Below are 24962 nucleotides of genomic sequence, written 5' to 3' on the forward strand. Positions count from 1 at the left end.
CAAGCCAAGCTCCTACGGCCTACGGCCAGAATCAAAAAGGCCGATCAGCAACACGGCCTATGACTAGAACCAAAAGCCTGATCAGTCACACGGCCTTCGGTCAGAGTCAAAAGCCGACGGGCCACACGGCCTACGACTAGAATCAAAAGCCTGATCAGCCACACGGGCTGCGTTCAGAATCAGACGCTCGATCATCGATACGGCCAGCGGCTAGGATCTGAAGCCCATCCGAACAGGCACCTGTGGCATCGCAGGTCTTTTCCCCCCTTCACCCGATTTCCCCCTCGGAACCGCAGCGATAGGTGAGACAACTCGTCACGCGACAAAAGACCACGCGGTTCATGTGTCGAAATGGGACTACTCTTTCAGCGTCGGTTGATCTGTGTCAACCAAGTCATGCGCTTGGATCGACTGGGCGGCTTGACATACCTGACGCGTCCTGAAACTGAACGCGACACTAAAAAGAACGATTGCACACAGTCGTACTCGATACACCGTGGGGCGGTCGCTGAAGGCCCCGTCTGCAGCCGGTTTCACCTGATAGAGGAAGACCTATGTTCGGCTTAGAGGCGCTCGATCTCGCCCGAATCCAGTTCGCATTCACCGTTTCGTTTCACATTCTTTTCCCTGCCATCACCATTGGTCTGGCCAGTTTCCTGGCTGTGCTCGAAGGCCTGTGGCTCAAGACCCACGACAACACCTACCGCGACCTCTATCACTTCTGGTCGAAGATATTCGCCGTCAACTTCGGTATGGGGGTGGTTTCCGGGTTGGTCATGGCCTACGAGTTCGGCACCAACTGGAGCCGATTCTCCGATTTCGCCGGCGCGGTGACCGGCCCGTTACTGACCTACGAAGTGCTCACCGCATTCTTTCTCGAAGCAGGTTTCCTGGGCGTCATGTTGTTCGGGTGGAACCGCGTAGGCCGTGGCCTGCACTTCTTCGCCACAGCCATGGTGGCCATTGGTACGCTGATCTCCACATTCTGGATTCTAGCCTCGAACAGCTGGATGCAAACGCCGCAAGGTTTCGAAATCGTCGATGGCCGAGTGGTCCCGGCAGACTGGTTGGCGGTGATCTTCAACCCATCTTTCCCCTACCGCCTGGCGCACATGGCAATTGCCGCGTTCGTTGCCACGGCCTTCTTCGTCGGCGCTTCGGCGGCATGGCACTTACTGCGCGGTCGCGATAACCCTGCGATCCGCAGAATGCTCTCGATGGCGATGTGGATGGCGTTGATCGTCGCGCCGATCCAGGCAGTGGTCGGCGATGCTCATGGCCTTAACACCCTCGAGCATCAGCCTGCCAAGATCGCCGCGATCGAAGGCCACTGGGAAAACGTCGGCAACGAGCCCACGCCGCTGATTCTGTTCGGCATCCCGGACATGAAGGAAGAGCGCACCAAATACGCGGTCGAGATTCCCTATCTGGGCAGCTTGATCCTGACGCACAGCCTGGACAAACAGATTCCGGCGCTCAAATCGTTTCCACCTGAAGACCGTCCGAATTCGCTGATCATCTTCTGGTCGTTCCGGGTGATGGTAGCGCTGGGCATGCTGATGATCGCGGTAGGCCTGTGGAGTGCCTGGCTGCGCTGGCGTGGCGGGCTGTACACCAATCGGCTGTTCCTGCGGCTGGTCATGGTGATGGGGCCAGCCGGATTGATCGCCATGTTGGCGGGCTGGTTTACCACCGAAATCGGGCGGCAGCCATGGGTGGTCTACGGGCTGATGCGCACGGCCAATGCGTCTTCGCACCATAGCGTTGGGCAACTGACACTCACCCTGGTGCTGTTCGTGGTGGTCTATTTCCTGCTATTCGGCACAGGCTTCGGCTACATGATGCGTCTGGTGCGCAAAGGACCGAAAACCCACGAAGGCGATGGTACGCCCCACGGTGGCCCCGGCCAGAAACGCACTCCAGCACGTCCTCTGTCCGCTGCAGATGAAAGCAGCGCAGAAGGCCATAAAGACACCCTGCACGAGGGGAACTGAATCATGGGTATCGATCTTCCGCTGATCTGGGCCGTGATCATCATCTTCGGCATCATGATGTACGTCATCATGGACGGCTTCGACCTCGGCATCGGGATTCTCTTCCCCTTCATGAAGGACAAGACCGACCGCGACGTCATGATGAACACCGTTGCACCCGTCTGGGACGGCAACGAAACCTGGCTGGTACTGGGCGGCGCCGGCTTGTTCGGCGCCTTCCCGCTGGCTTACTCCGTTGTGTTGGAGGCCCTGTATCTGCCGCTGATCTTTATGCTGATCGGCCTGATCTTTCGTGGCGTGGCGTTCGAATTTCGCTTCAAGGCGACCGACGCCAAGCGCCATCTCTGGGACAAGGCGTTCATCGGCGGCTCGCTGGTGGCGACCTTTTTCCAGGGCGTGGCGTTGGGGGCTTACATAGACGGTATCAAGGTGGTCAACCGCCAGTACGCAGGTGGCGGGCTGGATTGGCTGACACCGTTCTCGCTGTTCTGTGGCCTGGCGCTGATCGTGGCCTATGCATTGCTGGGCTGCACCTGGCTGATCATGAAAACCGAGGGTGCTTTGCAGAAAGCCATGCACGACCTGGCGCGCCCGTTGGCGCTCGCCACGCTGGTGGTCATGGGCATCGTCAGCCTGTGGACACCGCTGGCGCATCAGGACATAGCCGATCGGTGGTTCAGTGCGTCGAACCTGATCTGGTTCATGCCGGTGCCGGCGCTGGTATTGCTGACTATTTACGGGCTGTTCAAGGCCGTGGCACGCAATGCGCACTACACGCCTTTCCTGCTGACGCTGGTGCTGATCTTCCTCGGCTACAGCGGATTGGGTATTAGCCTGTGGCCGAATATTATCCCGCCGGCAATCTCCATCTGGGATGCCGCGTCGCCACCACAGAGCCAGGGCTTCATTCTGGTTGGCACGCTGCTCATCATCCCGTTCATCCTTGGGTACACCTTCTGGAGCTATTACGTATTCCGCGGCAAGGTCACCCACGAAGATGGCTACCACTAACGGGCGGCGCTCCCGGTGACTTCTACATGGGGCGCCGTGTCACTGCTTCAGACAGGAGGGTATAGCGATGTCCAGTAAAGAATCTTTTCCCGAGCGACCTGCGCACGAGCCAGACCCGGCGCAGAACAAGCCGCTTTGGCAGCGCCTGGGCTGGCTGGTGATCATCTGGACTGGCAGCGTGCTGGCGCTGTTCGTCGTCGCCAGCGTGCTGCGCATGTTCATGACCGCAGCGGGCATGAGAGCGCATTGATTGGGTGCGCAACACCGAGAACCCGCTTCGGCGGGTTTTTTAACGAGCGCTTGAACCCCACTCGTTGCGCAGTCCGGCTTCCCGGCGGCACCGGTCGTGCAGACGCCACCAATGGCACGCTGCGCTGGGATCAGTGATTATTTGCGTGCCTTGAGAATCACGAACTTCGGCGTCGCCGCCACCTGCTCGACCCCGCGAAACAGCCGCGCCAGTTTGCTGTGATAACCCAGGTGTCGATTGCCCACGATGTACAACGCACCCCCCGTTACCAGTGCCGAGCGAGCTTGCTGGAACATGCGCCAGGCAAGAAAATCCCCCACCACCTGCAGCTGGTGAAACGGCGGATTGCACAGCACCACGTCCAGCGAGTCCGGCTCTTGTCCCGCCAAGCCGTCACCGGCGCGAATCTCCACCTGGCGGTCACCCAATGCCAGTTGCCAGTTCTCCTGCGCCGATTGCACCGCCATAAACGATTCATCCACCAGCGTGTAAAGCGCATCAGGGTTCTCAAGCGCGCTGGCGATTGCCAATATGCCGTTGCCACAGCCCAGGTCCGCCACCCGCGCTGCGCCGAGGTTTTTCGGTAAATAGGGCAGAAATGCCCGAGTGCCGATGTCCAGGCCGTCACGGCAGAATACATTGGCGTGGTTGACCAGCTCGATCTTCGGCTCATCCACTGTGTAGCGAGTGGGGTAGGGCGAGGCCTGCAAGCTTTTGCGCTCGGGCGTGCAAAACAGCAGCCGGGCTTTCTTGACCGCCAGCGAAGCCTGCACCGGCCCAATGTACTCCTCCATCAACTCACCGGCCGAACGCGGCAGATGCTTGATCATGCCGGCCGCAACCACCCGCGCTCCGGCGGCCAGCCGACCTTGCAGGCGAATCAGCTGTTCTTCCAGCAACGCAAGGGTTTTCGGCACGCGGATCAGCACCCAGTCGAACGGACCACCCAATGACGCGCTGGCCGGGATCACCGGCACGGCGTCATAGGCCTGCCCGTTGCGCACCAGATTTTTTTCCAGCGCCTGCACACTCAGGAACGAATCGGTGCTGCTGACCACCGCGGCATGGGGCGCGAGGCTCGTGGCCAGCGCGCCGAAGCTATCGTTGAGGATCAACACCCGAGTCTCCAGGCTCAGGCCATGCTCTGCGATGTGATTGAGCAGGTATTCATCGGCAGCATCGAACGCCTGCAGCGGTTCATCCGACTGTTCGGGCTGGCGAATCAGGTCGAGCTGGGCGAAAGGCGAGGTAAGCAGGGGCATGGGCTGGGGAATTCCATTCGTAGACGACGCGAACCGTGATTGCCGCCTGTGAACACAGTGCGCCTGATCCCGATTCGCGAAACCGGCGATTTTACGTGGTTTTCCTATGGCTTAGCACCCAGGGTCTCGTTGTCATTTGCCAGCAACATCGACTTAAGGCTGAAACACGCCATGCAGCGCGGCCTGTACCACCGCCGACGTTTTGTTGGTAACGCCCATTTTGCGAATTGCACTGCCGATGTGGAAGTTTACTGTGCGTATCTTCACGTCCAATATGATCGCCACTTCCGCAGCAGTCTTGCCCTCGGCTGACCACTTGAGCACCTCTATCTCCCTGAATGTCAGTCCGCTGTGGACCAGAGGAACGGCTCTGCTCATCTGCATCAAGTCCAGTCTTAAGTGTTCCATTCCAAGCCTCCATGGCTGATTCAAAGTCGCTACCGTTTCGATTGAATTCTAGGAAAGGAATTCTCTGGCGTTTTGATATCACCGTTCTATCGCTGATGAATGGAGGTGCGCGTAAGTACGAGGGGAGTTGAAAAAAAACATATTAAATTAATGGGTTAATGATCATTGAACGGCTGGCTTGGAGAGGATCGCGATAAGCTCAATCGCAAAATGCTCTAAAAACTGCTGTATTTCCGTTCAGCTGCCGGCATTGGATAACACTACAAACCGGCAGTGTTTATCAGTTGCGGTTTGCGGGAAACTGTACGCACTTGAGTAAAGGAGCCAGGAGCGCCCATGACCGCCAGTGCAGAGAAATTCACCCGGCAAACGCTGCTCGACGTGACCCCGTTGACCCCTAGCCTGTTCACCTTGCGCACTACCCGCGATCCGGGATTTCGCTTTACGGCCGGGCAATTCGCGCGGCTGGGGGTGACCAAGGCTGACGGCAGCACGGTGTGGCGCGCGTATTCGGTGGTGTCGTCGCCGTTCGATGAGTTTCTCGAATTTTTCTCCATCGTCGTGCCAGCAGGTGAGTTCACCAGTGAGCTGAGTCGCTTGCGCGTGGGCGATACGCTGATGGTCGAGAAACAGGCGGTAGGTTATTTGACCCTGGATCGTTTCACCGATGGTCGCGATTTGTGGATGTTATCCACCGGCACCGGGGTGGCGCCATTTCTGTCGATCCTGCAGAACTTCGAGGTGTGGGAGAAATTCGAACGCATCATTCTGGTTTACAGCGTGCGAGAGGCAAAGGAACTGGCCTATCAGCAATTGATTACCGAGCTGACGCAGCGCGATTATCTGACTGAGTACGCCCACAAGTTTCAGTTCATTGCGACGGTGACCCGTGAAGAGTATCCCGGGGCCCTGCATGGGCGTATCACCACACTGATCGAAAACGGGGAGCTGGAAAAAGCCGCGGGCGTCGAGCTTACGCCGGAGCACTCACGGGTGATGCTCTGCGGTAACCCGCAAATGATCGACGATACCCGAGCGCTGCTGAAGACCCGCGACATGCGTCTGGCCCTGACCCGCAAGCCGGGGCAGGTGGCAGTGGAGAATTATTGGTAGATGCCGAATGGTTGACGCGGCGCGTTAGCGCGAGCACGTGCTGCTGTGCTGCTGTGCCCGGGCTCCCACGAGCAGCAGCAACTTGCCGGCGGTTGCGATTTCAGAAACGCCGCCGCCGGCAGGGTGCTGCTGCGTATAGGAGTCGTGCGCTAAGGAAGCGAGTGCGCGGCAATATCGTTGCCGCGCGCGATCGAATGGCTTACACCAACCGATCAGGACTCACAGGCAACGGTGCCGCGGGCTGGCTGTTCTGTTCTTTCAACAGATCACGAATCTCGGCCAGCAGGATTTCTTCCTTGCTCGGAGTAGGTGGCAGCGTAGGCGCCTTGGCTTCTTGGTGTTTGAGGCGGTTGATCGCCTTGACGCCCATGAAGATGGCGAAGGCAACGATGAGGAAATCGACCACCGTCTGAATGAACTTGCCATAGGCCAGCACTACGGGCGGGGCGTCACCCACTGCGCCGCGCAAGGTGATCGCCAGGTCACTGAAGTCCACACCGCCAATCAACAGTCCCAGGGGCGGCATGATGACATCGCCGACGAACGACGAAACGATCTTGCCAAATGCCGCGCCAATGATGATACCCACGGCCATATCGACCACGTTTCCTTTGACGGCAAAGGCTTTGAACTCGCTTAGTACGCTCATGGTGTATTCCTTTGTTACAGATGAGGGTGGTAAATGCAGTGTATGTCAGCTACATGCATCCCGCTTAATCCATGCAATCGACCGGCTTTAGCCCGGTTAGTTTTATGAAATCATTCACAAAGGTGTCTACGTCGGCCATTGCGCGCCAGCGTTTCAGGCATGGGGTATGATTGCCCCTTTTTTGCGGCGGGGGTTCCATGGCCAAGGCCAAACGCATGTACGGCTGCACCGAGTGCGGCGCGACCTTTCCCAAATGGGCCGGGCAGTGCGGCGAATGCGGTGCCTGGAATACCTTGGTTGAGACCGTCATCGAAAGCGGTGGCGCCGCAGCCCCCAGCGGTCGTGCGGGCTGGACTGGCCAGCAGGCGCAGATCAAGACCTTGGCGCAAGTCAGCGTCGAAGAAATTCCGCGTTTCTCCACCAACTCAGCCGAGCTGGACCGCGTACTCGGCGGCGGGCTGGTCGACGGCTCCGTGGTGCTGATCGGCGGCGATCCCGGTATCGGTAAATCGACGATTCTCTTACAGACCCTATGCGCCATCGCCGAGCGCATGCCCGCGCTGTACGTGACCGGCGAGGAATCGCAACAGCAGGTCGCCATGCGCGCCCGGCGTCTGGGGCTGCCCCAGGACAAACTGCGGGTGATGACCGAAACCTGCATCGAAAGCATCATTGCGACGGCGCGGGTCGAACAGCCGAAAGTCATGGTGATCGACTCGATTCAGACCATCTTCACCGAGCAATTGCAATCGGCTCCCGGAGGCGTGTCGCAGGTGCGCGAGAGTGCCGCCCTGCTGGTGCGCTATGCCAAGCAGAGCGGTACGGCGATTTTCCTCGTCGGTCACGTCACCAAGGAGGGCGCGCTGGCCGGTCCGCGCGTGCTTGAGCACATGGTGGACACCGTGCTGTATTTCGAAGGCGAGTCGGACGGGCGCCTGCGCCTGTTGCGCGCGGTCAAAAACCGTTTCGGCGCTGTCAACGAGTTGGGCGTGTTCGGCATGACCGACAAAGGCTTGAAAGAAGTATCCAACCCCTCGGCGATCTTTCTGACCCGCGCACAGGAAGCTGTCGCAGGCAGTGTGGTCATGGCCACGTGGGAAGGTACCCGACCGATGCTGGTCGAAGTGCAGGCGCTGGTGGATGACAGCCATTTGTCCAATCCGCGCCGTGTGACCCTGGGCCTGGACCAGAATCGGCTGGCGATGCTGCTGGCGGTCCTGCATCGTCATGGCGGCATTCCGACTCACGATCAAGACGTGTTCCTCAACGTCGTCGGCGGGGTCAAGGTGCTGGAAACCGCATCTGACCTGGCATTGATGGCAGCGGTCATGTCGAGTCTGCGCAACCGGGCGCTGCCGGGGGACCTGCTGGTGTTCGGGGAGGTGGGGTTGTCTGGCGAAGTGCGCCCTGTGCCGAGCGGTCAGGAGCGATTGAAGGAAGCGGCCAAGCATGGCTTCAAACGTGCCATCGTGCCCAAGGGCAACGCACCCAAGGAGTCACCGCCGGGCCTGACGGTGATTCCGGTGACACGGCTGGACCAGGCACTGGATGCGTTATTCGAAGAATAAGGGCCGAGCCTGGCGACTTGAAACCGTCAAGCTTGTCGGCGGCGGCGTCCTCTCAGCCGCCACTGCAGAAAGTCGGATTGCTACGGCCTTCGCGCCGCTTCTCAAATTCCGATCAAGGCCGCCAGCTCCCGCTCCAGCTCATGCTGATCGGCCAGGTTAAGCTCGACCAGCCGGCGCAAATGCGTGACCGAATCCAGCCCAATGTGCTCGCAGACAAAACCCAGGTGATTGTGACCGTCGTGGGTCAGCCTCACCTCCATGCGCAGATCGGTCTCGGCGTCCAGATGAATATCGACGATGAAAGGCTCGTCGGGGTTGCCCTGCCAGGGCTCGGGTCGCTGAATCAGCAAGCCCTTGAGCGACAGGTCGAGCAACTCCACCGGCCAGATCCGGTCGCCTTGCGACAGGTCGGTCTTGGTACTGAACGAAATACGTTTAAAACGACGGCGGTCTTCGTGGGAATCTGTCATGACACGACTTCTCCTTGGCGCCGGCAACCAGGACGGGCTGGCCAGGACCTTGAGTGGGCAACAACTGCTCAGACTATAGGCTAAATCCTGCGCTAGACCATTGTGGGGGTGGCCTTTCGCTTCGGCGGCGCTAAACTCTGTGCTGCTTCATACACGTCCACTCTGCTGGAAACAAAAAAATGAAAAATAATAATAGTCTGCTGCGCCACGTGCCCTGGCTGATTGTTGCGATTCTTGGGGCCTGGGCCCTGGGGGTGGTTGCATTGCGTCGCGGAGAAGCCATCAACGCACTTTGGATTGTGGTTGCTGCGGTTGCCATCTATCTGGTCGCTTATCGCTACTACAGCCTGTTCATTGCCAGTCGCGTCATGCAACTGGACCCTACCCGGGCCACCCCGGCGGTACTGAACAACGATGGTCTGGATTACGTTCCGACCAATAAACATATTCTTTTCGGCCACCATTTCGCGGCGATCGCGGGTGCAGGCCCCTTGGTCGGCCCTGTGCTGGCGGCGCAGATGGGCTACCTGCCCGGCACGCTCTGGCTGATTGCCGGGGTTGTGCTGGCCGGGGCCGTGCAGGATTTCATGGTTCTGTTCCTTTCCACACGGCGTAACGGCCGCTCGCTGGGCGACATGGTGCGTGAGGAAATGGGCCGTGTACCCGGCACGATCGCGCTATTCGGCTGCTTCCTGATCATGATCATCATCCTGGCGGTGCTGGCGCTGATCGTGGTCAAGGCCTTGGCCGAAAGTCCCTGGGGCATGTTCACGGTCATGGCGACTATCCCGATCGCGATGTTCATGGGCGTCTACATGCGCTTCATTCGTCCGGGCCGCATCGGTGAAATTTCGGTGGTCGGTGTCGTGCTGTTGCTGCTGTCGATCTGGCTCGGCGGCCAAGTGGCAGCCAGCCCGCAGTGGGCGCCGCTGTTCACTTTCACTGGCGTGCAGATTACCTGGATGCTGGTCGGCTACGGTTTCGTTGCCGCCATGCTGCCGGTGTGGCTGGTGCTGGCGCCGCGTGACTACCTGTCGACCTTTCTAAAAATCGGCACCATCGTTGCCCTGGCGATCGGCATCCTGATTCTGGCGCCCGAGCTGAAAATGCCGGCCCTGACGCAGTTCACCGACGGTACAGGCCCAGTGTGGAAGGGTGCATTGTTCCCGTTCCTGTTCATCACCATCGCCTGTGGCGCGGTGTCCGGGTTCCACGCGCTAATTTCCTCGGGCACCACGCCCAAGCTGCTGGATAATGAAGTCAACGCCCGTTACATCGGTTACGGCGGCATGCTGATGGAATCCTTCGTGGCGATCATGGCCATGGTGGCCGCTTCGGTCATTGAACCTGGCGTCTATTTCGCCATGAACAGCCCGGCGGCAGTTGTCGGCGCTGACGTTACCTCCGTCGCGCAGATGGTCAGCAGCTGGGGTTTCCTGATCACCCCGGATCAACTGACCGCCGTGGCCAAGGACATCGGCGAAAACACCGTACTGGCTCGCGCCGGTGGCGCACCAACACTGGCGGTGGGCATCGCGCAGATCCTGCACCAGGCGTTTCCCGGCCAGAACACCATGGCGTTCTGGTACCACTTCGCGATCCTGTTCGAAGCGCTGTTCATTCTCACCGCAGTCGACGCCGGTACCCGCGCAGGCCGCTTCATGTTGCAGGACTTGCTCGGCAGTTTCGTGCCGTCGCTCAGACGCACCGAGTCCTGGACCGCCAACGCCATCGGCACCGGGGGCTGCGTGGCGTTGTGGGGGTACCTGTTGTATCAGGGCGTGATCGACCCACTGGGCGGCATCAACACCCTGTGGCCGCTGTTCGGTATCTCCAACCAGATGCTGGCGGGCATTGCGCTGATGCTAGCGACGGTGGTGCTGATCAAAATGAAACGCCAGCAGTATGCCTGGGTCACCATCCTGCCGGCATCGTGGCTGTTGATCTGTACGGTGACTGCAGGCTTTATCAAGTTGTTCGACCCAAGCCCTGCCGTCGGCTTCCTGGCTCTGGCGAAGAAATACAGCGCTGCGGCAGATGCCGGACAGGTGCTGGCGCCGGCCAAAAGCGTCGAGCAGATGCAGCACGTGATCTTCAACGCGTACACCAACGCGGCGCTGACCGCGCTGTTTCTGTTCGTGGTGCTGAGCATCCTGTTCTATGCGATCAAGGTCGGTCGCGCCGCCTGGATCAAGAAAGAGCGTACCGACAAGGAAGCGCCGTTTCAGGCCTTCCCGAAAACCCACTGAGTGCGCTGCGAGCCTGGGAGGTGCATATGTTCAATGACCTGAGTCGTCTGGGTAAGTATCTGGGACAGGCGGCACGCCTGATGGTCGGCATGCCGGATTACGATAACTATGTCGAGCATATGCAGAATACCCACCCGGACAAGCCGGTGATGTCGTACGAGGCGTTTTTTCGCGAACGCCAAGATGCACGTTACGGCGGCAAGGGCGGGCCGAAGTGCTGTTGATGGCCTAGGCTGTCGATCCGTTTGACCTGACGCGCCACGCTTGTCGTGGCGCGTTTTTATTTGGATGCCTTGTTTGCCTAATGCGCGGCGATGAACTCGCTCTTGCAGAGGCGACCGACACCGATGCCCGAAAACCAGGAGTAGGCATGACCGTTTCGCACCCCATCCCCGTCACCGTGCTGAGTGGATTTCTTGGCGCGGGCAAGACCACGTTGCTGCGTCATCTGCTCAAGGCAGAGCACGGTCTGAAAATCGCCGTGATCGAAAACGAATTCAGCGATGCCGGGGTCGATACGCAGTTGCTTGGCGATGAGCCGGTACACGTCATGACCCTGTCCAACGGTTGCGTGTGCTGCACTATTCACACTGACCTGACCAAGGCACTGGTCTTGCTGCTGGAGAGACTGGACAGCGGCGAGATTGCGTTCGATCGTCTGGTCATCGAATGCACTGGCCTTGCCGACCCAGCACCGGTGGCGCAGACCTTTTTCATCGATGAAGAACTGCGTGAGCGCTACATCCTCGACGGCATTATCACCCTGGTCGATGCCGCCCACGCCGATACGCATCTGGAGCAGACCATCGCCCAGGCGCAGATCGGGTTTGCCGACCGCTTGCTGGTGAGCAAGACCGACCTGGTGGACGAGTCTGCGTTCAACGCCCTGAGCGAGCGCCTGACCCGCATCAACCGTCGCGCGCCGATTCGAGTGGTCGAGCATGGCAAGATCGATCTGGCCGAGCTGCTGGATGTGCGCGGCTTTAACCTCAACGCCGATGTCGGCGGTATGGCGCTGCGCCCGGTGGCGCCTGCGGGACGCTCGCTTGACCGCATTAGCAGCCTGGTACTGCGCAGCGACAAGGCGCTGGACATCGACCGGCTCAGCACCTTCATGAACGACCTGCTCGAAGAACACGGAAAGCAGTTGCTGCGTTACAAGGGCGTGCTCAACATCGCTGGCGAAGACCGCAAGCTGGTATTCCAGGGCGTATTGAAGTTGTACGGTTTCGACTTCGACGTGGAGTGGGGCGCCGATGAACCCCGTGAAAGCGTGATCGTGTTCATCGCCGATGATTTGCCGGAAGAGAAGATTCGCGAAGGGTTTGCCAAGGTGGCGGCAGAATAATCCCGCGATCCGCGTCCAATTGTAGGCGCGCGCTTGCCCGCGAGACGGTGTGTCAGATTGATGTTCGGTAGCTGACACATTGCATTCGCGGGCAAGCGCGCTCCTACCGGTGACATCACCGCTCACCCAACAAAAAGCCCGGCTCAAAGAGCCAGGCTTTTTCACATCAGACGAGTGTAATCAAGCGCCGTAAACCGGCAGCTTGGCGCAGATGGCCTTGACCTTCTCGCGAACGGCATCGATCACCGCCTCATTGTTCAGGTCGGCCAGGATGTCGCAGATCCAGCCTGCCAGTTCCTTGCACTCTGCTTCCTTGAAGCCGCGAGTGGTCACAGCCGGGGTGCCGAAACGCAGGCCGGAAGTGACGAACGGGGAGCGAGGGTCGTTTGGCACGGAGTTTTTGTTCACGGTGATGAACGCCTTGCCCAGGGCCGCGTCGGCATCTTTACCGGAAATGTCCTGTTTGATCAGGGACAACAGGAACAGGTGGTTCTCGGTGCCACCGGACACCACGTCGAAACCGCGCTCGATGAACACATCGGCCATTGTCTTGGCGTTCTTGACCACTTGTTGCTGGTAGGTCTTGAACTCAGGCTGCAGCGCTTCCTTGAAGCAGATCGCCTTGGCCGCGATCACGTGCTCCAGCGGGCCGCCCTGGCCGCCCGGGAATACGGCGGAGTTCAGCTTTTTCTCGATCTCGGCGTTGGCGCGAGCCAGGATCAGGCCGCCACGCGGGCCACGCAGGGTCTTGTGGGTGGTGGTGGTGACGACGTCAGCGAAAGGTACCGGGTTCGGGTAGACGCCTGCGGCGACCAGACCGGCCACATGCGCCATGTCGACGAACAGGTACGCACCGACCTTGTCGGCGATGGCGCGGAAGCGCGGGAAGTCCAGGATCTGTGAGTACGCCGAGAAGCCGGCCACAATCATTTTCGGCTTGTGCTCGACTGCCAGACGTTCGACTTCGTCGTAGTCGATCAGGCCGTTGCCGTCGATGCCGTATTGCACGGCGTTGTACAGCTTGCCGGAGGACGAAACGCTGGCGCCGTGGGTCAGGTGACCGCCGTGGGCCAGGCTCATGCCCAGGATGGTGTCGCCAGCGTTCAGCAGGGCCAGGTAAACGGCACTGTTGGCCTGGGAACCGGCGTGTGGCTGGACGTTGGCGTAATCGGCGCCGAACAGCTCCTTGGCGCGGTCGATAGCCAGTTGCTCGACGATGTCGACGTATTCGCAGCCACCGTAGTAGCGCTTGCCTGGGTAGCCTTCGGCGTACTTGTTGGTCAGTACCGAGCCCTGGGCTTCCATGACAGCGGGGCTTGTGTAGTTCTCCGAGGCGATCAGCTCGATGTGCTCTTCCTGGCGCTTGGCTTCCTGTTCCATAGCGGCATACAGGTCGGAGTCGTACTTGGCGATAGTCAAATTACGGCTGAACATGGCGGTCCTCGGGGATCGGGCAGTAGAAAAGGGGGGCATTCTACAACATCGGCTTTTATCTGGCATATGAAAGCGGGTCATGTGCTGGACAAGCCGTTTTCATCTGGTGGAGGAGTCGAGACGCGGCTCCTGTAGCAGTCCGGTCAGCCGACAGTCGCGGCCGTGTGATCGCCACCGCCGGCAAACCGGATTGCGGCATGGATAGGCTTTGCGATGAAAATCTGCGCCGTTGCATCGACCACTTCGCCAGCAGACCGGCATGCGTTACGCGGCATCAATCAAGCATGAAAAGCGCGTCGTTGCTGAATTGCGCCTCAAACCGCGACGGCGGCATCGGACGACCGAACAGATAGCCTTGCACCTCGTCGCAGCCATGTTCGCGCAGAAACTCCAGTTGCTCGTAGGTTTCCACGCCTTCGGCGATCACCGCAAGGTTCAGGCTGTGGGCCATGGCGATAATAGCGCGGGCTATCTGCGCGTCCTGCTCGCCGGAAGGCAGACCATCGACGAACGTGCGGTCGATCTTCAACACATCAATGGGGAACTGCTTGAGGTAGTTCAGCGACGAGTAACCGGTGCCGAAGTCGTCGACCGCAATGCTCAGGCCCAGCCGCTTGAGGCCATCAAGGATCTGCATTGCCTCGCTGACCTCGCGCATCAGGATACTTTCAGTCAATTCCAGCTCAAGGCAGGCAGGCGGCAGCCCGGTTTCCTGAAGAATATTGGCAATACGCGTGCCCAGTTGCCCATCGGAGAACTGCCGAGCGGAGATATTGACCGACACCTTTGGCACTCGAACCCTGGCCTTATGCCATTCGCGCAACTGACGACAGGCCTCCATGAGCACCCATTCGCCCACTTCCACCACCAACCCGAGTTCTTCGAGCACCGGAATAAAATCCCCTGGCGGCACCAGCCCGCGACGTGGATGGCGCCAGCGCAGCAGGGCTTCGGCACCGGTCAGGCGCTTGCCGTCGCCGCTGAATTGCGGCTGGTAATACAGCGTAAATTCCTTCTGTTCGAGGGCGTGACGCAGGTCGCTTTCCAGTTCCAGCCGTTCCAGGGCGCTGGCGTTCATGTCTGCCTGATAGAACTGGAAGTTGTTCTTACCGCGCTCCTTGGCGTGGTACATCGCGGTGTCGGCGTTTTTCATCAGCTGGCTTAGCTCGTTGCCATCCTGCGGGCTCAGCGCGATACCGATACTGGCCGTGACGAAAAACTCCCGACCTTCGAGCACGAAGGGTTTGACCAGGCTGGCGAGAATCTGCTCGGCAACATGAATGGCGCGGGTCAACGCAGCCTGCTGCGAAGCGCCCGGCTGCAACAACAGGGTGAATTCATCGCCGCCCATGCGCGCCACGGTGTCGTCATCTGCGACGCACGCCAGCAGCCGCGCCGCCATATCCTTGAGCATGCGGTCGCCAGCGGCGTGGCCCAAGGAGTCGTTGATCGGCTTGAAGCGGTCCAGGTCGAGAAACATCAGCACCACCCACGCTTGCTGGCGCTCGGCCTGCTGCAGGGCGGTGTGCAGACGGTCCTGGAACAACGTGCGGTTAGGCAGATGCGTGAGGGCGTCGTAATAGGCCAACCGATGAATACGCTGTTCGCTGGCCTTGCGCTCGCTGATGTCGGTGAAGAAGCACACGTAGCTGGCCAGATCGCCTTCATCGTCAAGCACCGCAGTGATGCCAACCCACGCCGGATAATGCTCGCCGTCGCGCCGTTTGAGCCATAGCTCACCCTCCCAACTGCCATGCTGGTTCAGTTGCTTGAGGATATAGCCCAGTTGGGCTTGCTGTTGATCTTCGATCGTCAGCATCGACGGGAACTGATCGAGCACTTGCGCAACCGCATAGCCGCTGACCCGACTGAAAGCATCGTTGGCCTGCACGATGTAACCGGCAGGGTCGGTGATCAGAATGGCCGAGGTGGAGTGTTCGAACACCGTTGCTGCCATGCGCAGATCTTTTTCTGCGCGACGTTGCTGGCTGATGTCGCGGCCGACGCCCAGAATGCCTTCGAAAGCGCCGGATTCGTCCCATACCAGCACCAGGCGCAGTTCGACGGGAATCTTGCGTCCGTCGGCGCGCAGGCAGTCCAGCAGGTACATCTGGTTCGGCACCTCAGCGCGCAACGCTGCCAGGGTTTCGGGTTTGCGCAGGGCCTTGGCGACGCGTAGCAATAGGATTTGCAGGCTCGTGAGTTGTTGTGGATTGGCGATGATCGAATTCCAGCCGTTCTGCATGATCCACTCCGCGCTATAACCCAGCACGGTAGTGAGCGACGGACTGACGTAATTCGGGCGCAATGTGTGGTCGGTGGAGAAAATGACGTCGCTGATGCTCTCGGCCAGCATGCGATAGCGCTGCTCGCTTTCGCGCAGAGATTGGCTGGCCTCTACCTGATCGGTAATGTCCTTCGCCACCCCGATGATCCGCGTCACCCGACCGTTTTCGTCAGGGGACAGGGCGCGCTCGCGTATGTCGAAACGCCGCCAGTGACCATTGTGATCCCTGAAGCGCAAGTGACACTCGGTGAGGTCGCTGCTGGCCTCTTCGCTGCGGGTCCGGCGCAATCGTTCGTAAGCCTGGGCGTCGTCCGGGTGGAGCAGGATTTCCCAGAAATGATCTCCCATCTGCTCCAGTTCTTGCTTGCTGTAGCCCAGGGTGCGTCCCAGATGATGGTTGCTGTAGATCATGCGCCGGCTGATGACGTCCTGAACGTACAGATGATCAGGCACGGTACGCACCACGTCCGACCAGAAACTCTCGCGCTCCTGCAGCGCCAGTTCGGTCTGCTTGCGGTTGGTGATGTCGTTGATGCTGAGGATCACCGCGTTGAAGTCTTGTGGCTGCTCGGGCAGCCGCACGACCAGCCACAAGTGTTGATCGCAGCCCTTGGCGTTGGGCAGCAGTATCTCCAGTTCCAGTTGCGACTGACCGTCGAGCACCGCGCCGATCAATTGCACGCCGATGCCCTGGCGCGAACGTGGGCAGCCTTCTATTAACTGTTGCCATACCTGGGTTGCGGACTCGGCGCGAAGCAGATGAGCCGCAACCTGGTTCACTTCGGTGATGCGCAACTGATGGAGCAAGCCGTTCAACTGGTCCGCATGGTTGATCAAATGCTGATCCAGCTCCTGGCGGCTAGTAAGGTGCAATTTCTGCAGATAGTCGGGCAGACCGGACAGATCCAGTACACACAATGCTACGCCCGTACCTTCGAAGATGTCCTTGTAGCGCCGTCGACTCTCATGCAGCTGTAACTGCCGCCGACGCAGGCTGCGCAGGGCCAGCAGCGGCACGATGGAGCACAGCAGGGCGATCAGGCACTTGCCGACCAGCGGTGCAATCAAGACCTGGCGCACCTTATCGGCGTCGAACAGGCCGCGCAGTTGCCAGTCGCTGTTGGTCAGCGGTTCGAGCAGAACGGTTTGTGCCTGTAGGTCGGCGATTTCGTCATCGTCCGCCTCTGCCCGATAGACCGGTCGTTGCGTTACGCGGTTTTCCAGCTGCCAGGCGCCTTTGAATTCCTGGTCGCTTTGTCGCGTCAGGGCGGTCAGCGCCACCGGCTCCAGCCGGATGGCCCAATAGCGCTCACCTTCATTGCCCGGTTGGCGCACGAACAAATAAAACCGCGAGCCATCAGGCCCATCGGCGTAATAGTAGGTATGACCATTGATGCGCTCACGCTGCCGAGCCAAAAAGCTGGCGTCCGTGCTGTCTTGCGCGCTGTCGGCGACGATATTGGCGTCGTCATCGAGCCAGGCAACACTGTGCAGTCCTGGCATCGCTTTTCTAAGCCGGTCAAGGGGGGCGACAAGCTGTTGAGCGGTCGGCGGTTTTGCGTGGGCATCGTCCAGAACGTTCAACGCCACTTGCGCGTTGAGCGCCATGTTAAGGCTCAGCCGGTCAGCGAGCTGAATGCTGTAGTCGACGCTACGCTGGTGCTGACGCTCCTGAGTCTGCTGAAACTGTTCGAACAGCTGCCACATCAAAAGCACGAGCATAAGCAACACCAGCATCGCGAGCGCGCCTTTGAGCGAGCTTCGAAATGGCAATGCCGTCGCGCGTCTGGACGAGCGCAAGGGAGACATGGGCGTTGGTATGGGCAAACTGTGATCCTGACTACTGGACTGAATCAGCGTGTGCGCAATGCACTATAAGCTTGACGTCAAAAGAACGCCTAGCATGCCTTGACTTGTGGCTAAGTGCCAGCCCAAAAGGCGGGCATGGTTTGCCCTCTCGTCTGCATTCGGGTAGCTTTGCGCCACGTGCGATGTGCCCGATTCCTGCAAGACTTTCGCAATCCCTGCAAACAGCGCTCCAGCTTCAAGACCGATACCCGGTAGCGTTGGCGTGACTGGGCTGCTCGTGCCTTGATCAATTCAAGGCTCGGAAGCGCCGATCGGCAAGTTCCCAAGGCAAATAAAAGCAGTTATTGCGACGCAGCGCTTAGCACGCGCCCTTATTCACAGTGCCAAAAACAGGTTTTCAATTCATGGCTCAATACGTCTTCACCATGCATCGGCTGAGCAAGGTTGTTCCGCCGAAGCGGGAAATCCTGAAAAACATCTCCCTTTCGTTCTTCCCGGGCGCCAAGATCGGCGTGCTGGGCCTCAATGGCTCGGGTAAATCCACGCTGCTGAAAATCATGGCCGGTGTCGATACCGAATTCGACGGCGAAGCGCGTCCTATGCCGGAGTTGAACATCGGTTATCTGCCGCAGGAGCCACAGCTGGATCCAAGCAAGACTGTGCGCGAAGTGGTCGAGGAAGCGGTCAGCGTGATCAAGGATGCCCAGGCGCGCCTTGACGAAGTATACGCCGCCTACGCGGAACCGGATGCCGACTTCGATAAACTTGCCGCCGAACAGGCCAAGCTCGAAGCCATCCTGCAGGCCAGCGATGGTCACAACCTTGAACGCCAGTTGGAAGTGGCGGCCGATGCGCTGCGCCTGCCGGCCTGGGATGCGAAAGTCGAACACCTGTCCGGTGGTGAGAAGCGCCGTGTGGCGCTGTGCCGCCTGCTGCTGTCTGCGCCGGACATGCTGTTGCTCGACGAGCCGACCAACCACCTGGACGCCGATTCCGTCGCCTGGCTCGAGCACTTCCTGCACGATTTCCCGGGCACCGTGGTCGCGATCACGCACGACCGTTACTTCCTGGATAACGTTGCCGGCTGGATTCTGGAACTCGACCGCGGTGCCGGTATCCCCTACGAGGGCAACTACTCCGGCTGGCTCGAAGCCAAGTCCGATCGTCTGGCCCAGGAGTCCAAGCAGCAGTCGGCTCACGAAAAGGCCATGAAGGAAGAACTGGAGTGGGTGCGCAAAGGCGCCAAGGCTCGCCAGTCCAAATCCAAGGCCCGCCTACAACGCTTCGAAGAAATGCAGTCGCAGGAATTCCAGAAGCGCAGCGAAACTAACGAAATCTACATCCCGGCGGGTCCTCGCCTGGGTGACAAGGTCATCGAGTTCAAGAACGTCACCAAGGGCTACGGTGATCGCGTGCTGATCGACAACCTGTCGTTCGCCATGCCCAAGGGCGCGATCGTCGGTGTGATCGGCGGTAACGGGGCCGGTAAGTCGACCCTTTTCCGCATGTTGATGGGCAAGGAACAACCAGACTCGGGTTCTATCGAGATCGGCGAAACCGTGCAACTGGCGTGCGTCGATCAGAGCCGCGATGACCTGGATGGCAGCAAGACCGTTTTCGCACAGATTTCCGACGGCTCCGATCAGATCAGGATTGGTAACTACGAAATCCCGTCGCGTACCTATGTCGGGCGGTTCAACTTCAAGGGGGGTGACCAGCAGAAGTTCGTGAAGGACCTGTCCGGTGGTGAGCGGGGTCGCCTGCACCTGGCACTGACCTTGAAGGAGGGTGGCAACGTCCTGCTGCTCGACGAACCGTCCAACGACCTGGACGTCGAAACCCTGCGTTCGCTGGAGGAGGCCCTGCTGGACTTCCCGGGCGCGGCCATCGTGATCTCCCACGATCGGTGGTTCCTGGACCGCGTGGCGACTCACATCCTGGCGTATGAAGACGATTCCCAGGCTGTGTTCTTCGAGGGCAACTACACCGAGTACGAGGCCGATCGCAAGAAGCGCCTCGGCGAAGCCGCAGCTCAACCGCACCGCGTGCGTCACAAGAAGCTGGCTTGATCAAATAGGTGTCATGACAAACGGAGCCTTAAGGCTCCGTTTTTTAAATGGGGTACGTTTACAGCTACTCACCTTATAGGTACCTGCGTGTCGGCGGCACAAACGGTGCCCGGCGCCGACATAGGCTTTCAAGCATCGGCCTCGATCTGCAAAACCTCGATTACCTGATCTCCCGCCGGGCGCTTCCAGGTCACCTCGTCACCCATCTGTGTGCCCAATAATGCCTTGCCCAGTGGCGACGCCCAGTTAATGAGCTGAATCGAAGCATCAGCCTGATCTTCGCCCACCAACTGCACTCGCAGGTGACGGTCATCTTCGTCGGCGAAGGTGACCCAACTGCCGATTTGCACCTTGTCGGAAGAACGGGCCGGCGTTACCAACTGCGCGCTTTGCAGTCTTCTGTTGAAGTAGCGCAAATCCCGCTCGATATCGGCCAGGCGCTGTTTGTCTGCGCCTTCGCCAAGTGTCGACTGTTCGCTGTGCTGTTTTTGCAACAAGGTAACGTGGGCTTGCAACTGCGCCAGCCCGTTGGCGGTGACGTAATTAGGTTGAGCGCTAATCTGCCTTTCCACCGGCGCACTGGCTTGGGCGGCGGCGTGGTCCTCGTTAACGAAGGCCCGACTCATGGCATGCTCCTGTTCATGGCGTGTTTAGCTTCGGCCATGCTGGCAGCCTATAAGTTTCCGCAAATGAAAGCGCCGCAGGTATCAGGGCGAACGATAGGCCTTTGCTGCACCTTGGGTCTTCTGCTGGTCCCACGCGCGATCACGATCGTTCCAGATACTGTCTCTGCCCTGATCCTGAACATCGTGGTTGGCCAATTGCCCCTGGCATTGCCTGAACCCATCGCCCCAACCCTGCGCATAAACCGTGTCGCGCAAATAGCGCTGCACATCTTTTTTGTACTGCCCTTTCAAGGGATCAATGGACTGCCGTCCGCTGCCGCACCCATCTTCAAATCCATCCGCGAATGCCGGGGGGTAACCTTCGGCCACTAACTGGTCGTGGGTAGACTGACAACCGGCGACGACTAAACAGCACCACAGCACAGCCCAACGCATGTTCATTTTCGTTTCCCTCGACTTATGTAAAAAGTCTAGAAGCGGTTGCGTGAGTTATTTGTAAAAGCGCGGTGATAAATCCATTAACCGATGCTCGGTCGCTTACGTTTAGTTCCCCGTTTCCGCCTGACGGCCAGGGTGCCTGAAAAAACTTTTAGTAATTTTCCCGTGGACGGCCTCAGAGCTTTCAAGGTTGGTAAACTGCCAGGGCACGCACGGTAGCTGCGCTGCGCGAAATGGCTTAGGAAGATTAATGAACCTTAGAACAATCCTCATTCTTGGCGCCCTCAGCGCATTCGGCCCCATGGCCATCGATTTTTATCTACCTGGTTTCCCCGCCATAGCATTAGCCTTCGGTACGGACGAAAAACATGTCCAGATGACCCTGGCTTCCTATTTTCTGGGGCTTAGCATCGGGCAACTGGTCTACGGCCCGATTGCCGACCGATTTGGACGGCGTATGCCGCTATTGTTCGGCGTAGGCCTGTTTACCTTGGCATCCTTGGCCTGCGCGTTTGCGCCAAGTCTCGAATGGCTGATCGTTGCGCGTTTCGTCCAGGCATTGGGTGGGTGCGCAGGCATGGTTCTGTCGCGGGCGATCGTCAGCGACAAATGCTCTCCGGTGGACTCGGCGAAGGTGTTTTCGCAACTGATGCTGGTTATGGGGCTGGCGCCGATCCTCGCGCCCATGCTCGGCGGCCTGCTGGTCAATGTGTATGGCTGGCAGGCGATTTTTATCACCCTGACCCTGTTCAGCGCCCTCACGGCGTTGGCAGTCGCCCTCGGTCTACCCGAGAGCATGCCAGCTGCACATCCACGGCTGCCGCTGTCCGGCGCATTGGGTTCTTACTGGAGATTGTTGGGCGACCGACTCTTCCTCGGCCATGCGCTGACGGGTGGGATCGCCATGGCCGGGATGTTTTCCTACATCGCGGGCTCACCCTTTGTGTTCATCAAGTTATATGGCGTGCCTGCCGAGCACTATGGCTGGTTGTTCGGAACCAACGCGGCGGGGTTTATCCTGATAGCGCAAGTCAATGCACGGCTGGTGGGTCGCTTTGGTCCGGCATGGATGTTGTCCCGTGCGGTCTGGGTGTACCTGGGCGCCGCCGTGGTGCTTCTCGCGATCGCCTCCGTGCACACTGAAAAGCTATGGCCGCTGCTGGTCCCGCTGTTCGTGTACATCGCCAGTCTCGGCTGCATCATCCCCAACGCGTCGGCCTGTGCAATGGCGGGACAGGGCAAGCGCGCAGGCAGTGCGTCGGCGCTGTTGGGCTGTCTGCAGTTCAGCGTCGCCGCGGGTGCTGCGGCGCTGGTTGGCATACTTCACGACGGCACAGCGGTGCCGATGGCGATGGTCATTACGCTGTGCGGGGTCCTGACGGCAGTTTTGGCACTGCTTACCCGGCGCGCGCAGATGAAACGCGATGCCTTGACTCCGCACCGGGACGTACGAATCTGATCGTTACTGCGACGTACTTCGCGTCGCAGTACTCTCCTTCTGGCGACGTCAGCACCCGCCGTGAACAAGCCTGTCCATGCTTGTTCACTAGAGGGAAGAATCAAGCCAATGCGATGTAATTTACTACTTAAAATAAAGAAAATTCTTACAGTCAGCTTTTTAAGCATTCAAATCAGAACTTTTCTGTGCGCCATCCATTCCCCGTTGGAGATATGACAGGGGATGTTTTTCTTGAGAGTTTTTGGAGTGTATGTTGTAGGCATTTACCGCGCTGTTTTCGCGAGGTGAGTCAGGTTGACGCTGCGCAGGCCTTGTTATTCGGGCATTTCAGAAGAGATTCACTTTTTGTCTAACAAAGAAGTCAGGGCAACCTTTGCTTAAAATGTTGTCAGTAAGCCTGACAAACTTACAGCTGAATTATTGCCCGCCCAATTCTCCATGCTGATGCAGCGCTTATACTACGCCACCACTAAGGATCCGATTTAATAACAACAGATTGAAACTGTCTTGCTGCAAAAAATGAATCTGTAACGCCTGAGTACTTCGGTAGCGCAGAGTTTTCAGAAAGTGATCCAGATCAAAGCCCTCATTGGTGCTTGGCAACAATGTGGGTGCATACCGTATGTGGCGACCCGCTCATCGTTAGACGAATGTTTCAACAGGGAGTGAATACATGGAACACGCACCTTGCATCAGTCAGATTGCCGCACTGCTGGCGGATCCTAAACGCTGCGCGATGATGTGGGCACTGATGGATGGCGCCTCTCGGGCGGCGGATGAACTGGCTTTGCTGGTCGGGTTGTCCACATCTTCGGCCGGGTCGCATCTGGCGCGGCTGGCTTCCGGCGGGTTGCTCAGGGTGGAGACACGCGGCAAAAAGCGATTTTTCAGACTGGCGGCACCGGAGGTCGGCACAGCCGTGCAGGCGCTGGCCAGCGCCTCGATGATCAGTGCGGAGGTGGTCAGTCGCAGCGTCGCGCAGCCGCTGCCGCCTTTACCGTTACGTCGTGCGAGTGTCTGTTCTGATCATCTGGGGGGCGAGTTGGGCACCGAACTCTACCTGCGGATGCTGGACGCCGGCTGGATCGAGCAGTGCGATCAGCGCCTGGAGGTCACCAGCGTCGGTATCTCTCGATTCGCCGAGCGGGGTATTTTCGTCCCGGCGCTTGCCCACAGGCAGCGTGAAACGGTCTGCGCCTGTGTCAACTGCAGTGACATCAACCCGCATCTGGGCGGAGCATTGGGGGCAGGGCTGTTGCAATTGTTCATGCAACTGGGATGGCTGCGCGCCACAGAAGAGGCCACCACCTTGCAGGTGTCGTCCAACGGGCAACGGGAGATCAACAAGATCGCTTCGGCGGCGTGATCGCCCGAAACGAGCCTGTTCGAAAAAATATGAATGGGGTCGTCAGGGCACGTCGTGTCGGGTGACACATTAATCCAGCACCACGCTGTGCGGCGGTAGCGTCCTTGAGAACAATACCGCCGACAAATCGTACTGCTGCGGTCTTCGCCCAGACAATACGGATTAAGGTTTCACCAGCCGCGCATCCAGGCTGTTCTGGGCCAGACGCTTGGCTTGATCCTGAGTCATGCCCAGGTGCTCGTGCAGCGCGAAGAAGTTCTCGGTGACATAGCCGCCGAAATACGCCGGGTCGTCGGAGTTCACGGTGACCTTCACCCCGCGCTCGAGCATGTCCAGGATGTTGTGCTGGCCCATATGATCGAACACGCAGAGCTTGGTATTGGACAGTGGGCAAACGGTCAACGGGATCTGCTCGTCGATGATGCGCTGCATCAGTCGCTCGTCTTCGATGGCACGCACACCGTGGTCGATGCGCTGAATCTTCAACAGATCCAATGCTTCCCAGATGTATTCGGGCGGACCTTCTTCACCTGCGTGGGCCACGGTCAGGAAGCCTTCGTTGCGGGCGCGATCGAAAACGCGCTTGAACTTGCTCGGCGGGTGACCCATTTCTGAACTGTCCAGGCCCACGGCAACGAAGGTGTCGCGGTACGGCAGGGCCATGTCCAACGTTTTTTGCGCTTCTTCTTCGCTCAGGTGACGCAGGAAGCTGAGGATCAGGCCGCTGCCGATTCCGAGTTGTTCCTTGCCGTCTTTCAAGGCTTTGGAAATGCCATTGAGCACCACTTCGAACGGGACGCCGCGATCGGTGTGGGTTTGCGGGTCGAAGAACGGCTCGGTGTGGATGACATTCTGCGCCTTGCAGCGTTGCAAGTAGGCCCAGGTCAGGTCGTAGAAGTCCTGCTCGGTACGCAGCACGTCCGCGCCCTGGTAATAAAGGTCGAGAAATTCCTGCAGATTGTTGAAGGCGTAAGCCTTGCGCAGGGTTTCGACGTCGTTCCAGGGCAGGGCGATCTTGTTGCGTTCGGCCAGCGCGAACAGAAGCTCAGGCTCCAGCGAGCCCTCCAGATGCAGGTGCAGTTCGGCCTTGGGCAGGTCGTTCAACCAGTTGTACATGTGCTTTTTTCTCATCAGGTGCAATGGCGGGCATTC

General features: G+C 59.1%; 20 protein-coding genes. 11 read left to right on the forward strand and 9 right to left on the reverse strand.

Going from position 1 to position 24962, the window contains the following annotated elements; all coding sequences use genetic code 11:
* Window positions 1-554 precede the first annotated feature (554 nt).
* From B3I26_RS27840 to B3I26_RS27850, 3 genes are all read left to right on the forward strand, one after another.
* Window positions 555-1994, forward strand: a complete 1440-nt coding sequence (locus B3I26_RS27840) for a cytochrome ubiquinol oxidase subunit I (RefSeq protein ID WP_296262634.1) — start codon at window positions 555-557, stop codon at window positions 1992-1994.
* A 3-nt stretch (window positions 1995-1997) separates the two neighbouring features.
* Window positions 1998-3005 (forward strand): cytochrome d ubiquinol oxidase subunit II, encoded by a 1008-nt coding sequence (gene cydB / locus B3I26_RS27845; RefSeq protein ID WP_296262635.1) that lies wholly within the window; start codon window positions 1998-2000, stop codon window positions 3003-3005.
* Between the two features lie 67 nt (window positions 3006-3072).
* The gene (locus tag B3I26_RS27850; protein WP_296262636.1) at window positions 3073-3255 is read left to right on the forward strand and encodes a DUF2474 domain-containing protein; all 183 of its coding nucleotides are present in this window, start codon (window positions 3073-3075) and stop codon (window positions 3253-3255) included.
* A 137-nt stretch (window positions 3256-3392) separates the two neighbouring features.
* On the opposite strand, the gene B3I26_RS27855 is transcribed toward B3I26_RS27850, so the two are convergent.
* Window positions 3393-4517, reverse strand: coding sequence for a methyltransferase (locus B3I26_RS27855; RefSeq protein ID WP_296262637.1), 1125 nt, complete (start codon window positions 4515-4517; stop codon window positions 3393-3395).
* 153 nt (window positions 4518-4670) lie between these two features.
* Window positions 4671-4901, reverse strand: a complete 231-nt coding sequence (locus B3I26_RS27860) for a helix-turn-helix domain-containing protein (protein ID WP_296262664.1) — start codon at window positions 4899-4901, stop codon at window positions 4671-4673.
* Between the two features lie 360 nt (window positions 4902-5261).
* Between B3I26_RS27860 and B3I26_RS27865 the strand changes: the two genes are divergently transcribed.
* On the forward strand, window positions 5262-6038 hold the full coding sequence (locus B3I26_RS27865; protein WP_296262638.1) for a ferredoxin--NADP reductase: 777 nt from the start codon (window positions 5262-5264) through the stop codon (window positions 6036-6038).
* Between the two features lie 199 nt (window positions 6039-6237).
* On the opposite strand, the gene mscL is transcribed toward B3I26_RS27865, so the two are convergent.
* Window positions 6238-6687, reverse strand: a complete 450-nt coding sequence (mscL, locus tag B3I26_RS27870) for a large-conductance mechanosensitive channel protein MscL (RefSeq protein WP_296262639.1) — start codon at window positions 6685-6687, stop codon at window positions 6238-6240.
* A gap of 197 nt (window positions 6688-6884) precedes the next feature.
* On the opposite strand from mscL, the gene radA reads away from it, so the two are divergent.
* Window positions 6885-8255, forward strand: a complete 1371-nt coding sequence (radA, locus tag B3I26_RS27875; RefSeq protein ID WP_296262640.1) for a DNA repair protein RadA — start codon at window positions 6885-6887, stop codon at window positions 8253-8255.
* Window positions 8256-8356: 101 nt separating this feature from the next.
* On the opposite strand, the gene B3I26_RS27880 is transcribed toward radA, so the two are convergent.
* The gene (locus B3I26_RS27880) at window positions 8357-8725 is read right to left on the reverse strand and encodes a PilZ domain-containing protein (protein WP_296262641.1); all 369 of its coding nucleotides are present in this window, start codon (window positions 8723-8725) and stop codon (window positions 8357-8359) included.
* Between the two features lie 179 nt (window positions 8726-8904).
* On the opposite strand from B3I26_RS27880, the gene B3I26_RS27885 reads away from it, so the two are divergent.
* From B3I26_RS27885 to yjiA, 3 genes are all read left to right on the forward strand, one after another.
* Window positions 8905-10974: a carbon starvation CstA family protein gene (locus B3I26_RS27885; protein WP_296262642.1), complete on the forward strand. Its 2070-nt coding sequence runs from the start codon at window positions 8905-8907 to the stop codon at window positions 10972-10974.
* Window positions 10975-11000: 26 nt separating this feature from the next.
* A complete protein-coding gene (locus B3I26_RS27890) occupies window positions 11001-11198 on the forward strand; it encodes a YbdD/YjiX family protein (RefSeq protein WP_166598406.1) in 198 nt (65 codons plus the stop codon).
* Window positions 11199-11344: 146 nt separating this feature from the next.
* Window positions 11345-12322 (forward strand): GTPase, encoded by a 978-nt coding sequence (gene yjiA, locus B3I26_RS27895; RefSeq protein WP_296262643.1) that lies wholly within the window; start codon window positions 11345-11347, stop codon window positions 12320-12322.
* A 180-nt stretch (window positions 12323-12502) separates the two neighbouring features.
* Here yjiA and glyA read toward each other — a convergent pair whose 3' ends face one another.
* Window positions 12503-13756, reverse strand: coding sequence for a serine hydroxymethyltransferase (glyA, locus tag B3I26_RS27900; protein ID WP_296262644.1), 1254 nt, complete (start codon window positions 13754-13756; stop codon window positions 12503-12505).
* 274 nt (window positions 13757-14030) lie between these two features.
* Complete coding sequence (locus B3I26_RS27905; RefSeq protein WP_409522090.1) at window positions 14031-17870, reverse strand: bifunctional diguanylate cyclase/phosphodiesterase; 3840 nt, start codon at window positions 17868-17870, stop codon at window positions 14031-14033.
* A gap of 386 nt (window positions 17871-18256) precedes the next feature.
* Here B3I26_RS27905 and ettA point away from each other — a divergent pair, with 386 nt between their 5' ends.
* On the forward strand, window positions 18257-19921 hold the full coding sequence (ettA, locus tag B3I26_RS27910; RefSeq protein ID WP_296262645.1) for an energy-dependent translational throttle protein EttA: 1665 nt from the start codon (window positions 18257-18259) through the stop codon (window positions 19919-19921).
* A gap of 128 nt (window positions 19922-20049) precedes the next feature.
* Here ettA and B3I26_RS27915 read toward each other — a convergent pair whose 3' ends face one another.
* Window positions 20050-20547 (reverse strand): GreA/GreB family elongation factor, encoded by a 498-nt coding sequence (locus tag B3I26_RS27915; RefSeq protein WP_296262646.1) that lies wholly within the window; start codon window positions 20545-20547, stop codon window positions 20050-20052.
* Window positions 20548-20628: 81 nt separating this feature from the next.
* Window positions 20629-20988, reverse strand: coding sequence for a hypothetical protein (locus tag B3I26_RS27920; RefSeq protein ID WP_296262647.1), 360 nt, complete (start codon window positions 20986-20988; stop codon window positions 20629-20631).
* Window positions 20989-21235: 247 nt separating this feature from the next.
* Here B3I26_RS27920 and B3I26_RS27925 point away from each other — a divergent pair, with 247 nt between their 5' ends.
* Both B3I26_RS27925 and B3I26_RS27930 read left to right on the forward strand, forming a co-directional pair.
* The gene (locus B3I26_RS27925) at window positions 21236-22444 is read left to right on the forward strand and encodes a multidrug effflux MFS transporter (RefSeq protein ID WP_296262648.1); all 1209 of its coding nucleotides are present in this window, start codon (window positions 21236-21238) and stop codon (window positions 22442-22444) included.
* Window positions 22445-23117: 673 nt separating this feature from the next.
* Window positions 23118-23810: an ArsR/SmtB family transcription factor gene (locus tag B3I26_RS27930; RefSeq protein ID WP_296262649.1), complete on the forward strand. Its 693-nt coding sequence runs from the start codon at window positions 23118-23120 to the stop codon at window positions 23808-23810.
* A 162-nt stretch (window positions 23811-23972) separates the two neighbouring features.
* On the opposite strand, the gene B3I26_RS27935 is transcribed toward B3I26_RS27930, so the two are convergent.
* Window positions 23973-24926, reverse strand: coding sequence for an adenosine deaminase (locus B3I26_RS27935; RefSeq protein WP_296262650.1), 954 nt, complete (start codon window positions 24924-24926; stop codon window positions 23973-23975).
* Window positions 24927-24962 lie beyond the last annotated feature (36 nt).

Source organism: Pseudomonas sp. UBA5706 (assembly GCF_002419965.1).
Taxonomy (GTDB): domain Bacteria; phylum Pseudomonadota; class Gammaproteobacteria; order Pseudomonadales; family Pseudomonadaceae; genus Aquipseudomonas.